10 protein-coding genes are annotated in these 15,269 nt (G+C 60.3%); 5 read left to right on the top strand and 5 right to left on the bottom strand.

Going from position 1 to position 15,269, the window contains the following annotated elements; translation table 11 throughout:
• Nucleotides 1-35 precede the first annotated feature (35 nt).
• Nucleotides 36-956, top strand: coding sequence for an arginase (gene rocF / locus LIX15_RS01000; protein WP_227775653.1), 921 nt, complete (start codon nt 36-38; stop codon nt 954-956).
• Between the two features lie 391 nt (nt 957-1,347).
• Here rocF and gyrA read toward each other — a convergent pair whose 3' ends face one another.
• Both gyrA and gyrB read right to left on the bottom strand, forming a co-directional pair.
• The gene (gene gyrA / locus LIX15_RS01005) at nt 1,348-3,867 is read right to left on the bottom strand and encodes a DNA gyrase subunit A (protein ID WP_227775654.1); all 2,520 of its coding nucleotides are present in this window, start codon (nt 3,865-3,867) and stop codon (nt 1,348-1,350) included.
• Nucleotides 3,864-5,780, bottom strand: a complete 1,917-nt coding sequence (gene gyrB, locus LIX15_RS01010) for a DNA topoisomerase (ATP-hydrolyzing) subunit B (RefSeq protein WP_227775655.1) — start codon at nt 5,778-5,780, stop codon at nt 3,864-3,866. The genes gyrA and gyrB overlap by 4 nt, the downstream gene beginning before the upstream one ends.
• Nucleotides 5,781-6,158: 378 nt before the next feature.
• Between gyrB and LIX15_RS01015 the strand changes: the two genes are divergently transcribed.
• The 3 genes from LIX15_RS01015 to LIX15_RS01025 all read left to right on the top strand — a co-directional run bounded on the left by LIX15_RS01015 (nt 6,159) and on the right by LIX15_RS01025 (nt 9,937).
• Nucleotides 6,159-8,576, top strand: a complete 2,418-nt coding sequence (locus LIX15_RS01015) for a DNA topoisomerase VI subunit B (RefSeq protein WP_227775656.1) — start codon at nt 6,159-6,161, stop codon at nt 8,574-8,576.
• On the top strand, nt 8,573-9,661 hold the full coding sequence (locus tag LIX15_RS01020) for a DNA topoisomerase IV subunit A (protein ID WP_227775657.1): 1,089 nt from the start codon (nt 8,573-8,575) through the stop codon (nt 9,659-9,661). The genes LIX15_RS01015 and LIX15_RS01020 overlap by 4 nt, the downstream gene beginning before the upstream one ends.
• A gap of 63 nt (nt 9,662-9,724) precedes the next feature.
• Complete coding sequence (locus LIX15_RS01025) at nt 9,725-9,937, top strand: hypothetical protein (protein ID WP_227775658.1); 213 nt, start codon at nt 9,725-9,727, stop codon at nt 9,935-9,937.
• 61 nt (nt 9,938-9,998) lie between these two features.
• Here the strand turns inward: LIX15_RS01025 and LIX15_RS01030 are convergent, their stop codons facing one another.
• From LIX15_RS01030 to ligA, 3 genes are all read right to left on the bottom strand, one after another.
• Nucleotides 9,999-10,874: a zinc ribbon domain-containing protein gene (locus LIX15_RS01030; protein ID WP_227775659.1), complete on the bottom strand. Its 876-nt coding sequence runs from the start codon at nt 10,872-10,874 to the stop codon at nt 9,999-10,001.
• Between the two features lie 93 nt (nt 10,875-10,967).
• On the bottom strand, nt 10,968-11,717 hold the full coding sequence (locus LIX15_RS01035) for an MBL fold metallo-hydrolase (RefSeq protein WP_227775660.1): 750 nt from the start codon (nt 11,715-11,717) through the stop codon (nt 10,968-10,970).
• A gap of 148 nt (nt 11,718-11,865) precedes the next feature.
• On the bottom strand, nt 11,866-13,512 hold the full coding sequence (ligA, locus tag LIX15_RS01040) for an ATP-dependent DNA ligase LigA (protein WP_227775661.1): 1,647 nt from the start codon (nt 13,510-13,512) through the stop codon (nt 11,866-11,868).
• 199 nt (nt 13,513-13,711) lie between these two features.
• Here ligA and LIX15_RS01045 point away from each other — a divergent pair, with 199 nt between their 5' ends.
• The gene (locus LIX15_RS01045; RefSeq protein ID WP_227775662.1) at nt 13,712-15,235 is read left to right on the top strand and encodes a glutamate-cysteine ligase family protein; all 1,524 of its coding nucleotides are present in this window, start codon (nt 13,712-13,714) and stop codon (nt 15,233-15,235) included.
• The last annotated feature ends 34 nt before the right edge of the window (nt 15,236-15,269 follow it).

Below are 15,269 nucleotides of genomic sequence, written 5' to 3' on the forward strand. Positions count from 1 at the left end.
GACCTTTGAAACCCCCTCGAAGCGTCGTCTCATCTATGACGAAACCCGTCCAGATTATCGGCGCACCTGTTGACTACGGCGCGAACCGACGCGGAGTGGATATGGGCCCATCCGCGATTCGTTACGCTGGACTCGCGGATCAACTCGCGGCGGCGGGCGTCACCGCCATCGACTCCGGCGATTTGCTCGTCCCGCGCGCGGAGGAACGCGACCCGGAAACCGAAGAACCGGCGGAGGGAAAAGCGAAGTTTCTCCGCGAAACTGCAGACGTGTGCACCCGTCTCGCCGACGGAGTCGCGGGTGCAATCGCCGACGAGTCCTTCCCGCTCGTCCTCGGCGGCGACCACTCCATCGCCATGGGTTCACTCCGCGGGGCGGCCCGCAACGCCGAAATCGGAGCCATCTGGTTCGACGCGCACAGCGATTTCAACACGCCGAAAACCTCTCCGAGCGGGAACGTTCACGGGATGCCGCTCGCGGGCGCGCTCGGCGTCGAGGATTTCGCCAACACCGAGTGGGCAAACGCGCCCGGTTTGTCGGAGGAAAACGTCGTCCTCGTCGGCCTCCGAAGCGTCGATGAAACCGAAACTGAGGCCATTCTTGACAGCGAAGTGACTACTTACACCATGTCCGACATCGACGAGCGCGGCATCACCGACGTCGTGGACGAAGCCCTCGACATCGCGACGGACGGCGTCGATGGTATTCACGTCAGCTTCGACCTGGACTGGCTCGACCCCAAAGAGGCTCCCGGTGTCGGAACGCCGGTTCGCGGCGGCGCGAGCTATCGCGAAGCCCACTCGGCACTCGAAATCGTCGCCGAACGCGACGAAACCGAGGGCGTCCTGCGGTCGCTCGAACTCGTGGAAGTGAATCCGATTCTGGACGAACATAACGAAACCGCGGAACTGGCGACCGAACTCGCTGCGAGTGCACTGGGTAAACGCATACTCTAGCACGACCTTTTACGACGGTGGCAGGTAGGCGCGACGACGATCGTCGTCACGCCAACTGGCTCCTCTTCGGGCGACGCCCGTAAAGGAGAGAGAGCTTCGCTCTCCCGCATTCCCCGTAAAAGATCGATCAAAAGTACCGTCAGAGCTTGGCTCTGACGAGCCATTCGTTCGCCTCGCGTACGAAGACGCGCCACTCCTCTCTTCGGTCGTCGCTTGGCCCGCTCGCTCGTCGTTACCCTCCTCGCTCGCGGAGAGTATGCTGCCCCTCGGCGGTTGTGTAGAGTGCTGATTTTTGGCGGCTGTGAAGATTTCGTAGAACGACAGCCGAGTTGGCTGCTGACTCGGTCGGTGATTCGTTTCTCATTCCGCAAAAATCGCCCGGATGCCGAGACTACTCTTCGCTGACTTCCGCACTCACGGCTTCTTCTGCGACTTCGTCGTCATCTTCGGTCTCGGCTTCCGCGGCTTCCTCTTCAGCGACTCGACTCGGAACCACGTCCACGCTCGCCACGCGGTCGGTTTCGTCCACGTCCATTACGGTAACGCCCATCGTGTTCCGGCCGACTTCCGAGATGTCCTCGGCGCGGATGCGCATGATTTGTCCGGCCTCGCTCATCAAGACGAGTTCGTCGTCCTCGGCGACGCTTTTGACGGACGTAACCGGTCCGTTTCGCTCGCCGGTTTTGATGTCGATGAGGCCCTTTCCGTTGCGCGATTGGGCACGATACTGGGTGAGCGGCGTTCGTTTGCCGTAGCCCCGACGGGTGACGGTGAGCAGATCGCGGACTTCGCCGTCGGAGGCGACCATGCCCACGACTTCGTCGTCCCCTTCGAGGTTGATACCGCGAACACCGCGCGTATTGCGGCCCATCGCGCGGGCTTCCGTCTCGTCGAATCTGATCGTCATGCCGTGTTTCGTGCCGACGAGAAGGTCTTTAGTGCCGTTTGTCACCGCCACGTCGACGAGTTCGTCGCCGTCTTCGAGGCGGGCCGCGATGATACCGGTCGAAAGGATGTTTTCGAACTCCGCCGCATCGGTTCGCTTGACGTAGCCCTGCCGGGTAATCATGCTCAAATATTCGTCCTCCTCGAACTCGTCGGTCGTGACGACGGCGGTAATGTCCTCGCCCCTGTCCAAGTCGATGAGATTGACGGCGGATTTCCCCCGCGCCGTGCGCGACATCTCCGGAATCTCGTAGGCTTTCAAGCGGTAAACCTGCCCGTGATTCGTGAAACAGAGCAGGTAGTCGTGGGTGTTCGCCCGGAACACCTTCGAAATCCGGTCGCCGTCTTTCACGTCAGCGCCGATGATTCCTTTGCCGCCCCGACCCTGCGCCTCGAAGTTGGCGACGGGCATCCGTTTGACGTAATCCTGTTCGGTGACGACGACGAACACGTCCTCCTCGGCGATGAGGTCTTCACGGGTGACTTCAGAGGTGTCCTCCACGATTTTCGTCCGGCGGTCGTCGGCGTACTTGTCCCGCATCTCCACCAGCTCCTCTTTGACGACGGCCAGCAGCTCTGACTCGTCGCCGAGGATGGTTTCGAGACGCTCGATTCGCGCCGTGACGCCCTCGTATTCCTGTTCGATTTCCTCGGATTCGAGCGAGGTGAGACTGCCGAGTTGCATCCGAACGATGTGCTCGGCCTGCTTTTCGGAGAAGTCGAACGACTCTTGAAGCCCCGACCGTGCGCCGTCTCGGTCGTCCGAACCCCTGATGAGTTCGACCACGTCGTCGATGTGGTCGAGCGCGCGCAATCGTCCTTCGAGGATGTGGGCTCGCTCTTCGGCCTCGTCGAGTTCGTACTCGCTCCGGCGTCGAACTACGTCTCTGCGGTGGTCGACGTAGTGTTGAAGCAGTTCTTTTAACGTCAACACCTTCGGCTGGCCGTCCACCAGCGCGAGCGAGATGATGCTGAACGTGCGTTCGAGGCGGTGGTCGAGCAGTTGATTCTCGACGACCTCCGGAATGGCGTTCTGCTTGAGTTCCACTACGACGCGAATTCCGTCGCGATCGGATTCGTCGCGCAGGTCGCGGATTCCCTCGATGGTGCCGTCGTTGACGAGGTTGGCGATTCGCTCGATGAGTCGCGCCTTGTTCGTCTGGAAGGGAAGTTCCGTGATGACGATGCGGTCGTCTTGAACTTCGTACTCCGCACGCACCCGAAGGCGTCCGCGGCCAGTTTTATACGCTTGGTAGATGTCGTTTCGCCCGACGATGTTCGCGCCGGTCGGGAAATCCGGCCCCTTGACGTACTCCATCAGGTCTTCGACGGTCGCCTCGGGGTTGTCGATGAGTTCGACGGTGGCGTCGATGATCTCGCCGAGGTTGTGCGGCGGGATGTTCGTGGACATCCCGACCGCGATACCCGACGACCCGTTGACGAGCAGGTTCGGAATCGCCGAGGGAAGCACTTCCGGTTCCTGTAAGCGGTCGTCGTAGTTGGATTTGAACTCCACCGTATCCATCTCGATATCGTCCAACAGTTCCTCGGCGATGGAAGCCATCCGAGCCTCCGTGTATCGCATCGCGGCCGGTGGGTCGCCGTCCACGCTCCCGAAGTTCCCTTGCCCGTCGATGAGCGGGTTGCGCATCGAGAACTCTTGGGCCATGCGCGCGAGGGCGTCGTAGATGGACTGGTCGCCGTGCGGGTGGAAGTCGCCCATCGTGTCCCCGACGATGTTCGAGGATTTGCGGTGACCCGAACCGCTCGTCACGCCGGAACGGTGCATCGCGTAGAGGATGCGGCGATGGACGGGTTTCAGGCCGTCACGCACGTCCGGGAGGGCGCGACCCGCGATAACCGACATCGCGTAGTCGATGTAGCTCTGTTCCATCTCGTCCTCGACGCGGACGGTCTGGACGCGCTCTGCAACTTCGTCCGGTACGTCTGGTGTGTCTGAACTCATATGTCAACCCACTCCGCCTCGTTGGCGTGATCTTGGATGAACTGTTTGCGCGGCCCGACGGCGTCACCCATCAATACGGAGAACATCTTGTCCGCGGCGGCGGCGTCCTCGATGGTAATCTGCTTGAGAATGCGGTTTTCGGGGTTCATCGTCGTCTCCCACAACTGCTCGGGATTCATCTCGCCGAGACCTTTGAACCGCTGCACCTGCGAAGGGTTGCCGTCGCATTTCTCCTCGATGATTCGGTCGCGTTCTTCCTCCGTCATCGCGTCGTAGGTCTTCCCACGGTAGCGAACGCGGTAGAGCGGCGGTTGTGCCGCGTAAACGTAGCCCGCCTCCAACAGCGGCCTCATGTATCGATAGAGGAGTGTGAGATACAGCGTTCGGATGTGCGCGCCGTCCACGTCCGCGTCCGTCATGATGATGATTTTGTGGTAGCGCGTCTCCTCGATGTCGAACTCCTCGCCGACGCCGGAACCGATCGCCGTGATGAAATTCCGAATCTTCTCGTTTTCGAGTACCCTGTCGAGGCGGTGTTTCTCGACGTTCAGCACCTTGCCGAACAGGGGAAGAATCGCCTGAAACCGTCGGTCGCGGGCCTGCTTTGCCGACCCGCCCGCGGAGTCACCCTCCACGATGAACAGTTCGGATTCGGTCGGGTCGCGCGACTGGCAGTCCGCGAGTTTGCCGGGGAGCGCGCTTGATTCGAGCGCGCTCTTTCGACGCGTGAGCTCTTCCGCCTTCTTCGCGGCTTTTCGGGCTTTCGCAGCCTCGACGGCCTTTCGGATGATCGCCTGCGCCGTGTCCGGATGCTCCTCGAAGTACACCGACAGTCCTTCGTGAACCGCACTTTCGACGATTCCCCGAACTTCGCTGTTGCCGAGTTTCGTTTTCGTCTGCCCCTCGAACTGCGGGTCGGGGTGTTTGACCGAGATGACCGCAGTCAACCCTTCGCGGATGTCTTCTCCGCGGAGGTTTTCGTCGATGTCGCCGAGGAGGTCATTTCCGTTCGCGTAGTCGTTGACGACCCGCGTGAGGGCGGTTTTGAATCCGGTCAGATGCGAACCGCCTTCGCGGGTGTTGATGTTGTTGGCGAAGGCGTGAATCGACCCTTGCAGTTCGTCGGTGGCCTGCATTGCCACTTCGACTTGGATGTTGTCGGTCTCGTCCTCGAAGTAGATGATCTCGTTGTGGAGCGAGGTTTTCGTCTCGTTGAGGTACTCGACGAACTCTCGGATACCGCCGTCGTAGCGGAACGAGTCACCTTTCTCCTCGTCGCGCTCGTCGCCGAGGGTGATTTCGACGCCGGAGTTGAGGAAGGCGAGTTCGCGCAGGCGGTTTTCGAGCGTCGAATATTTGAAATCGGTCGTCTCGAAGATGTCCGTGTCGGGCCAGAATCGCTGGTACGTACCCGTCTCTTCGTCTTCGTGCATGTCTCGGACGCGCTCCATCTCTCCCGCGGGCTCACCGCGCGCGAACGCCTGTCGCCAGACGGCACCGTCGCGTTTCACCTCAATCTCGAACCGCTTCGAGAGGGCGTTCACCACGGAGATACCGACGCCGTGAAGCCCGCCGGAGACCTGATAGGATTTGTTGTCGAACTTCCCACCGGCGTGAAGGACGGTCAGGATGACTTCGAGGGCGGGCATGTCGTACTCTTCGTGGTGGTCGACCGGAATCCCGCGTCCGTCGTCCGCGATGCTGACGGAGTCGTCCTCGTGAATCGTCACGTCTATCGTATCACAGTACCCGGCCAACGCCTCGTCGATGGAGTTGTCCACCACTTCGAAGACGAGATGGTGCAACCCGCGAGTGTCGGTAGAACCGATATACATCGCCGGGCGTTTTCGAACGGCCTGAAGCCCTTCGAGAACCTGTATCTGCCCGGCACTATACTCATTTCCGTCGCTCATAAATTCTGATTTATCGTAGACGCCCCCCACTGATAAAGGTCACGCACGCGCGCGTGTGAGCGACTAAATATAAAGTCCCTCAAAAAAGTACGAACCGGTCGCTGAACGTGACGAGCTACGTTTCAGTGAAAGCGAACGAAAACTGGGAGGGAGCGATTTGCTTACTTCGAATCCTCCACTTTCGTTCCGTTTTCTCCGTATGCTCACCGGTAATCTGACGAGCAGTCGGTTCGAAAGGCGAAATAATCTGATTCTAGATTGACTGATTTGACACTACACTGCCCGATTTACAGCTTTCACGCCCTTACGCGTCCACTTTCACTTTCACCAAGCCATCGGGGCAGTTTTAACGTCCCCGGCGATAAATACTGGCGAAGAATGCCTTCGATGCAGTCTACGCTCGGCGACGAGGGGATCGCCGAAGAGTTGGCCGAAAGCCAGCGACAGATCTCCATTGCCGAGTTCTTCGAGAAGAACAAGCACATGCTCGGGTTCGACAGCGGTGCCCGGGGGTTAGTCACCGCCGTCAAGGAGGCCGTCGACAACGCACTCGACGCCTCCGAGGAAGCCCGATTGAAGCCGTTCGTCCGCGTCAAAATCGAGGAGGCCGGGGATTACTACCGCCTCATCGTGGAGGATGAAGGTCCGGGAATCACCCGCGAACAAATCCCGAAAGTGTTCGGGAAACTGCTCTACGGGTCGCGCTTCCACAAGCGCGAGCAGTCCCGCGGACAGCAGGGTATCGGGATTTCGGCCGCCGTTCTCTACTCCCAACTGACCAGCGGGAAACCCGCGAAAATCACGAGCAGGCCAAAGGGAAGCGACCGACAACGATACTTCGAACTCATCATCAACACCGACGAGAACGAACCGGAGATTCAAACCGAATCCGACACCCCGCCTATCGGCCGGGAACTCGTCGGCACGCACGGAACGCGCATCGAACTCGAAATGGAGGCGAACATGCGCGCCCGTCAGCAACTCATCCGGTACATCAAACACACCGCCGTCGTCAACCCGCACGCGAAAATCGTCTTCGAGGAACCGGGGCTGGAAGACGGCGAGGAGATGGTGTTCGAGCGCGCGGACGGTGCAGGTCTCCCCGCCGAAACAGAAGAAATACGCCCGCATCCACACGGCGTGGAACTCGGAACCTTGCTCAAGATGCTGGCCCAGACCGACTCCCACAGCGTCTCGGGATTCCTTCAGTCCGAATTCACCCGCGTCGGCAAGAAAACAGCGGAGAACGTCATCGAGAACTTCCGCGACCACCATTTCGGACGCGAGGCCGCGTGGCGAGGGCCGCAGGCGCACGACGAAGTGGACGTAAAAACCGCGGTCGAGGACGCGGTGGCGAACAAAGGTGCGGACGCCACCGCCACGTTCGCCGAGACGGTTGCAGAGAAAGTCGCGGATGCCGACCGAATCTCGCACCACCAACTGCGTGCGATCGTTCGACTCGCCGGTGAGGAAACCGAAGAGGAGTTCGGCACGTCCTTCGGCGACACCGTGCAGGAAAACGCCCTCGACGCGGCGTGGAGCGCCATCACGAACGACCGAGTGACCGACCTGTACGAACTCGTGGACGGAGCGACGAGCACCCGAAAGGACGACGAGACGGTTCGCGCTCTCGCCGAGCGAATCGCCGCGAAGTTCGAGAGCGAGGACGGAAACGACCGAGCGACGAAAAAGAGAATCCGAGAGTACGTCGCTCGCGCAGGGGATATGACCGAGGAGCGCGAAGGTGCGACGATAGGCGAGACGGCGCGCGAAAACGTCGTCGACGCGATTTGGGCGTCCATGGTGACGGTTCCCGACGAAGCGCCAAAGGTCAAAGAAATCGCCGACGACCGCGACACCGCGAGCGAACTTCTCGACGCGATGACGGAGACGGACATCATTTCGCCGCCGACCAACTGTCTGTCGCCTATTACGGCAAACCTCGTGGAGGCCGGACTTCGCAAGGAGTACGACGCCGACTTCTACGCCGCGGCCACCCGCGACGCCGACGTTCACGGCGGCGACCCGTTCATCGTGGAGGCAGGAATTGCCTACGGCGGCGATCTGCGAGCGGAAGGTTCCGCGGAACTGCTCCGGTTCGCGAACCGGGTTCCGCTCGTCTACCAGCGCGGGGCGTGTGCGACGACCGACGTGATAAAATCGATCGGCTGGCGGAACTACAACTTAGACCAACCCGGCGGGCGCGGCGTTCCGAACGGCCCGGTCGTCATCATGGTTCACGTCGCTTCGACCAACGTTCCGTTCACGAGCGAATCGAAAGACGCGGTTGCGAACGTTCCGGCAATCGAGGACGAAATCGAGTTGGCGATTCGGGAGGCGGCCCGGGAACTCAAATCCTACCTCAACAAGCGCCAGTCACTCAAAAAGCGCCAGAAGAAACAGAGCGTCATCGCGACCATCCTGCCCGAGATGGCCCAAAAGCTCTCCGACGTGACCGGTAACGACGAACTCGACATCGGCGACTCACTGGCACGCATCATGAACAACGTGCTGGTCGAACGAGAAATCGAGGACAGAACCGTCTCGCTGGTCGTGGAAAACCACTCCGGAACGAACGAATCGCCGAAACTGACCGAAATCGTGGCGACCAGGCCCGAGAACCTCTCGGACGGTGCAACCGCCGTCGAGATGGACGACGAATGGTTCGTGACGTGGGAACCGACCGTCGAGAGCGGCGAGGAAGCGGTGTTGGAGTATCAAATTGCGGAAGACGTACCGTTCGACCGAGTGACGGTCGAAGGAATCGAAGACGAACGACTGACCAACAACACATGAGTACGGAAAACGACGACGCACAGGCGAAGCTCATCGACCTCGCCGCGGAGTTCTACGACCAGTTCGCAGGCGGGCAAATCCCGGAAATGTCCATCCCGACGCGGACGAAAAGCAACATCGAATACGACGAAGACGAGCGCGTATGGGTGTACGGCGACCGTAAAAGTACCCGGAGCGCGAATAGCGTCCGCGGCGCGCGAAAACTGTTGAAAGCGGTTTACACCATCGATTTCCTCGCGAACCAATTGGAAGAAGATCGCTCTTCGACCCTTCGTGAGTTGTACTACCTTTCCGAATCGTGGGACGCGAAGGAAGCGCAGTTCTCCGACCAAGACGAGTCGAACCAACTCATAGAGGATTTGGAAATCGTCTCGGACGTGACTCGCGAGGATTTCCACATGCGCCCGGAGGAGTCGGGAGCGACCCTCATGGGGCCGCTTCACCTCCGCGAACAAACCCGGAGGGGCGAACGCGACATCCACTGTCAGGAGGACGTGGGCGAAGGCGGCTACCAGATTCCGAACAACCCGGACACCATCGAATTCCTCGACCACGACGCGGATTTCATCCTCTGCGTGGAGACCGGTGGTATGCGCGACCGACTGGTCGAGAACGGCTTCGACGACGAACACAACGCCCTCATCGTCCATCTAAAAGGGCAACCGGCGCGCGCGACCCGGCGCATCACGCGCCGACTGCATCAGGAACTCGACCTACCGGTCACCGTCTTTACGGACGGCGATCCGTGGAGCTACCGGATTTACGGTTCGGTCGCCTACGGCTCCATCAAAAGCGCACATCTGAGCGATTACCTCGCCACACCGGACGCGAAGTTCATCGGCATCCAACCGGCGGATATCGTAGAGTACGACCTGCCGACCGACCCGCTGAGCGATTCGGACAAAAATGCGCTCGAAAGCGAACTCGAAGACCCGCGCTACCAGACCGACTATTGGAAAGAACAGATCGAACTCCAACTGGAAATCGAGAAGAAATCCGAACAGCAGGCACTCGCCTCACACGGACTCGATTTCGTGACCGAAACCTATCTCCCCGAACGGCTGAGCGAAATGGGAATTATCTAAGCCGAACTCCGATTATTTTCTCTCTACCGAAAGATTTTATCAGGGAAGAAATTAGTAGTTCCCATGTCAATAGCGAACGTGATCTCGTCGATGACGAAGTGGCTGAATCTGAAGTTGACCGGTATCGGGGCGGTGGTTTTCGCGGTAATTTGGCTGCTGGCCAACTATTCGATGAACGTTTCAAACCCGCTGTTGTCCAAACTTTCGGGGATCACCGCGATCGGCCTCTCGATACTCGCGGTCGTGGACGCGCTGAACGGCGGCATTTCTGATTGATATTTCAGACAGCCATTTCGAACCGATACTTCGGACGGTCGTTTCTGTTTGACCGAGTTCGCTACGCGAACTCGGATTCGAAGTCGAATCGGGTGTCGAACTCGCTTTCGGTGGACTCGACATCGCCGCGAGCGCACGACCGACAGTACTGATTTTCTCCCTGCTTCACCGTTTTGACGGGGATTCCAGCAAAATATTTCTTCTCGCTAAACGTTCTCTTGACGCCGGTTCCGACCGGGGCGGAGCAGACGATACAGGGAACCGTCGGTTCGGAGACGACTTTCTCGTCCGTTGAGCGAACGGTTCCGAAGGTGGTTAGCGACTCGAATCCCGGAACGTGCTGTGGTGCGAGCAGGAGCAAAAACAACCCGAGGATGAAGAATACGGCTCCGAAAAGCAGCACTCCCGTTCCGAAATTCGTCAACAGGATAATAAGACCAAAGATAGTGGCGAAGAATCCGAGGACGGAACTAACGACGAACGCGGCGGCCGACTGCAGCGTCCAGTTGGTCGAAAAGTCGGTTTCGTCCACGTACTCATCCGCCCCGTCTTCTCTAAGTTCGATACGGTCGGCACCAGGCGAGTAGTTGTACCACGCGTAGAGGAGGTTGCCGAGCGGCGTGGTGAACAGTAAAAGGAGGACGTGGACGGGAATCGATCCGAACGTTCTATTTACCATCACGACGCGGTCGCCGTAATCGTGTTTTACCTCCCACCCCTCGACCATGCGGTCTTCGATGCGGCGGCGAAGTTCGGGGCGACGGCTCTTTACCCCCGTCCCGCGGCCGAATTTGGATGCCCCACCGAACGTGGATCGGAAATCGAACCCCGTGGAACCCGTTTCAACCGCGGTTCCACACTGCGAGCAGAAAGACGCCCTGGGGGTGAGCATCGCCCCGCAGTGCGAGCAGAAGTTGGAGGTACGTCGGGGACTCATACGAAAAACGTGTTCGCCAGTTACCAAATATATTGCGTTGGGATGACCGGTTCGAACGTCTGAATCAATCCCGAAAACCCGTCGCTCGCGGCCTCACTCCTCGTCCAGGGCGACCGAAACGCCACGCCTTTCTACGTCCTCCACGAACGCTTCGGAGTCGGTTTCGAGCGCTGAAAACGTGTTGTAATGAATCGGAACCACCAGGTCGGGGGCGAGCTCTTCCGCGAGGTTCGCCGATTCGCGTCTGTCCATCGTGAAACTGCCGCCGATTGGCGGGAGGAACAGCGACACTTCGAGTTCTCGATGGCCCGTCAACACGTCGGAGTCACCGGGCCAGAAGACAGTCGTTTCGGCCAGCGAGAGCAGAAATCCGACGCCGAATCCGTTCGGGTGGTAGGGTTCGCCGTTCGCCCGCGTGTGCGGGCCGTCCGGTTCGTTGTAGGCCGGAAGCGACCACGCCTCGCAGTCGCCGACCCGTAGGCGGTCTTCCTCCCCGATTCGGCGAACGTCGTAAGGAAGGTCGTCCACCGCTTTTACGTCTCGGTCGATTTTCTCGGCGGTCACGCCTTCGTAGACGACCACGGTCGCGTCTTCGCTCGCAACGCGCTCTACGGCGTCCGAGTCGTAGTGGTGGTCGTGCGTGACGAAGACGACGTCCCCGTCTTTCGCGCGGTAATCGACCGGCTCCGGGTGTCCTACGTCCGGATTGTCGGGTTCCCAGCCGCCCGTCAACACGCCGTACCGTCCGGGGTCGATGTAGGCGACGAAGCCGCTCTCGGTTTCCAGTCGCACCGTCGCGTAGCCGAACCAATCCACCGTCAACCCGTCGTGTCGAACCGTCATGTACGTCGATAGGGTCGTTCTCGGACAAAAGGATTCGGGCACGGGGACGCGTATGGTTGCTTGCGGTGCGGAGGCGGTCTGATTGGAACCGGCAGTACACGACACCTCCTCGGGAATTTACAACTCTCCCTAAAAACGATTCAACTCTCTATTGCGATTCCGCGAGCCGCTCGACGCGCGCCAACGAATCAGCGTCCTCTGGCGATTTATCGTCCCTCACACCCAAAAATCGCGGGAATCGGAGGGCGTACCCAGACGAGTACGTCGGCGATTGCTGAATTTCCTCGTAGCCCACCTCGAACACGATTCGTGGCGAAATATCCACGGTTTGCCCGTCCTGCGCTGCGATGTGAGGTTCGAGCAGTTCGGTCAGTTCGGCCAGTTCCTCGTCCGTGATTCCGGTGGCGACCTTACCGAGGGTTTCGAACTCGCCATCTTCGGTCCGTGCCGATAGCAGGAAGGTGCCGAGGAAACTCGCCCGGCGTCCTTCACCCCACTCCGCGCCGGTGACGACGAGGTCGAGGGTTTCCACGTCGGGTTTCCGCTTGAGCCAGTTTTTCCCTCGACGACCCGGTGAGTAGGTCGATTCGGGATTTTTCAGCATGATCCCCTCGTGACCCGCGTCGAGCGCGTTCGCTTCTATCTCCGCAATTTCGTCGGCGTCGCCGGTGACGGTGAGCGCCGATACACCACCCGAAAGTATCGCCCGCAATCGGTCGTGGCGCTCGGTGAGCGGTACGGTGAGCAAGTCCTCGCCGTCCGCGTGCAGGCAGTCGAACGCCCGGAGTTCGACCGCGACCTGCTCGCGGGCGCGGGCCACGTCGTGTTTCCGGCGGAATCGCCGCAGAATTTCCTGAAACGGGAGGGGTTCGCCGTCGTCCATCGCAACGACTTCGCCGTCCACGATGGCTGGAACGGAGAGGTTTTCCCGGGTGTACTCCGCGATTTCCGGTAACGCGGCCGTCACGTCCTCCATGTTCCGCGAGAAGACGCTGACTTCCTCGCCGTCGTAGTGGATTTGAACCCGCGCGCCGTCGAATTTCCATTCGATTCCCGCCTCCTCCCAGTCGTAGAGCGCGTCCGTGACGGTTCCGGCCTGCGCGAGCATGGCTTGTACCGGCCTGCCGACTTCCAGTTGTAGGTCAGCCAATCCCGAGTGGCCCTCGTCGCGGGCCACTCGGGCGACCCTGCCGTAGTCGTTCGACACCTGAAGCGCGCGCTCTGCCGCCTCGACAGGTACGTCGAAAGCGCCCGCGATGGCGTCCCGAACCGTTCCTTCGCCCACGCCGATTCGCATCTCCGAGAGGACGAGACGGGCGAGATACCGCGCTTCCTGCGTACTCGTGCGGTTGAACAGGCCGAACAAGATGTCGATTTTGGTGTCCTGACTACCCGTCCCCTCGACCCCGGCCAGCGTTTCGAGTTCGTTCGCGACTTCCGCGACGGTCAACTCCTCCCGACCTGCGCCGAAGGCTGCCAACCCCTGTTGGCCGCCGAAATCGTAACTGCCCGCAACCTCGCCGATGTCGCCCATCTCGGCGAGCCGATTTTCCACGTCGTCCGCCGAAACGTTCTGCCCGGCGGCGCGCGCAATCGCGGCGTAGCAGTAGTTGGGGCCGATGTCGAGCGTCGTCGAGTCCCACGCCGGAAACACACGACCCTGCACGAACCGAGCGAGGACTTCGAGGTCGTCGTTCGCCGACGCGAGGAGGTCGGTGACGGCCTTGATGATGTCGGTGTCGGCGCTTAGCCCCTCGATGTCTCCGGCCCGTTCCGCGAACTCCGCGAACTCCATTACCGACGGTTGCAAGTAGCCGGAGTTAAAGCCACGGCTTTCGATTTCCGGGCGATTCACTGGGTTACGGAGAGTCGAATATTTTCGACTCTCCGTTCGTGATGACGGCGAACACTGTCGAAAGTAGAGACGGAAAAACAGCCAACACAGCCACGACGAAGCCCGTGGATTGAAGCCGTTGGCACGCCCATTCCAGCGCATGACAGACGACCTTGCGTCGCAGGTAAAAGATGTGCTCGGAGTTGACCGCGAGGAGTTCCAAGCTCGCGTCGAAGAGGACGCAGAGGTCATCAAGGAGGAACTCGCGAACGGAACATTCGACAACCCGCAAGCGATCGTCGGCTTCGAATACGAGTTTTACGCCGTGGACAGGGAAACGAAAGCCCTCTCTCGCGTTCCGCGCCGACTGCTGGAACTCATCGGATTCGAGAAGGAACTCGGCCTGCACAACGCCGAGATGTCCACGAGTCCACAGCCGCTGAACGCGCACGGGTTGGCCGCACAGGAAGCGGAGGTAAAAGCCCGCCTCTCGGCGGCGGAAGACCGAACGACGGCCGAGAAGATGCTCCTCGTCAGCGACGGCCTGTGGACGATTCCCCCAGAGGGCGAGACGGCGCGTGAGTATCTCACCAACAGTATCGAGGACGAAGGCACCCGAATCGCGTCGAACATGAGCGATTCGGTTCGCTATCACGCGATGGCGAACACCGACGCAGAAGTCGGGATGAAACTCGACGCACCGCACGTCTCACTCGAAGCGGACACGGTGATGCCGGAAAGCCTCATCACCTCCATTCAACCCCATTTTCAGGTCCCGCACGCCCGCGACCTTCCGACGTATTTCCGCTACGCCACGCGAATCGCGGCCCCCCTGTTGGCGCTCGGCGTCAACTCGCCGTTCTTCCCGCCCGACCTGTACGACAGCGCGCCGCCGGAGAAAATCGTGGACGAGGCGTGGATGGAGAATCGAATCGGAGTCTTCGAATCCGTCTTGAACGCCGAAGACCCCGGAAAGGTCTGTTTTCCCCAGGATGTCGAATCGACGGAAGAAGCCATCGACGACATCGTAGACGACCGTACCATCGTTCCGATGCCCGTCTCGCGCTCGGACAGGTTCGACGACGGCTTCGCCCATTTCAGACTAAAACACGGCACCTACTGGCGGTGGGTTCGTCCGGTGTTCGGTGGGGCCACGCGCTCTGCCGCGAACGCCCGCATCGAGTTCAGGCCGATCGCCGCCCAACCGACGGTTCGGGACTCGATCGCGTTTCAGGCGGCCTTCGCGGGATTGCTCGAAAGCACCTTCCGCAGGGAACACCCCGTCACGCATCTCGACTGGGTCGTCGCCCGCGACAACTTCTACACAGCGATGCGCGACGGACTCGACGCCGATATCTACTGGATTACGAACGACGGACAAGAGACGACGGATACGGAGGAACTGTTCGCCGACCTGTTCGCCCACGCAAAAGATGGGTTACAGGCCCGCGGCCTGTCGGACGAACAAGCCGCGAAATATCTCTGGCCGCTCCGCCAGCGCGCCCGTCACGGCATCACGCCCGCGAAGTGGAAGAAAAACGAGGTGCGCGAGCGAATCGAAGACGGCGCGAGTTTGGAAGGTGCGATTGCTGAAATGCAGGAAAGGTACATCGAAAAACAGACCGACACCCTCATCGACGGAAGCTTTGCGAACTGGGTCGGTCGGGGGAAAACGGAGTTCTGAGACGGTTACGACTGCGGTCGCTGTCCGACAGAAG

This window comes from Haladaptatus pallidirubidus (assembly GCF_020700235.1).
In the GTDB taxonomy this organism is placed as follows: domain Archaea; phylum Halobacteriota; class Halobacteria; order Halobacteriales; family Haladaptataceae; genus Haladaptatus; species Haladaptatus pallidirubidus.

Excerpts from the sequence above, each read along its gene's own strand:
- LIX15_RS01045 (WP_227775662.1), top strand. The coding sequence starts at position 13,712 with ATGACAGACGACCTTGCGTCGCAGGTAAAAGATGTGCTCGGAGTTGAC.
- LIX15_RS01020 (WP_227775657.1), top strand. The coding sequence starts at position 8,573 with ATGAGTACGGAAAACGACGACGCACAGGCGAAGCTCATCGACCTCGCC.
- gyrA (WP_227775654.1), bottom strand. The coding sequence starts at position 3,867 with ATGAGTTCAGACACACCAGACGTACCGGACGAAGTTGCAGAGCGCGTC.
- LIX15_RS01030 (WP_227775659.1), bottom strand. The coding sequence starts at position 10,874 with ATGAGTCCCCGACGTACCTCCAACTTCTGCTCGCACTGCGGGGCGATG.
- LIX15_RS01015 (WP_227775656.1), top strand. The coding sequence starts at position 6,159 with ATGCCTTCGATGCAGTCTACGCTCGGCGACGAGGGGATCGCCGAAGAG.
- rocF (WP_227775653.1), top strand. The coding sequence starts at position 36 with ATGACGAAACCCGTCCAGATTATCGGCGCACCTGTTGACTACGGCGCG.
- gyrB (WP_227775655.1), bottom strand. The coding sequence starts at position 5,780 with ATGAGCGACGGAAATGAGTATAGTGCCGGGCAGATACAGGTTCTCGAA.
- LIX15_RS01025 (WP_227775658.1), top strand. The coding sequence starts at position 9,725 with ATGTCAATAGCGAACGTGATCTCGTCGATGACGAAGTGGCTGAATCTG.
- LIX15_RS01035 (WP_227775660.1), bottom strand. The coding sequence starts at position 11,717 with ATGACGGTTCGACACGACGGGTTGACGGTGGATTGGTTCGGCTACGCG.
- ligA (WP_227775661.1), bottom strand. The coding sequence starts at position 13,512 with ATGGAGTTCGCGGAGTTCGCGGAACGGGCCGGAGACATCGAGGGGCTA.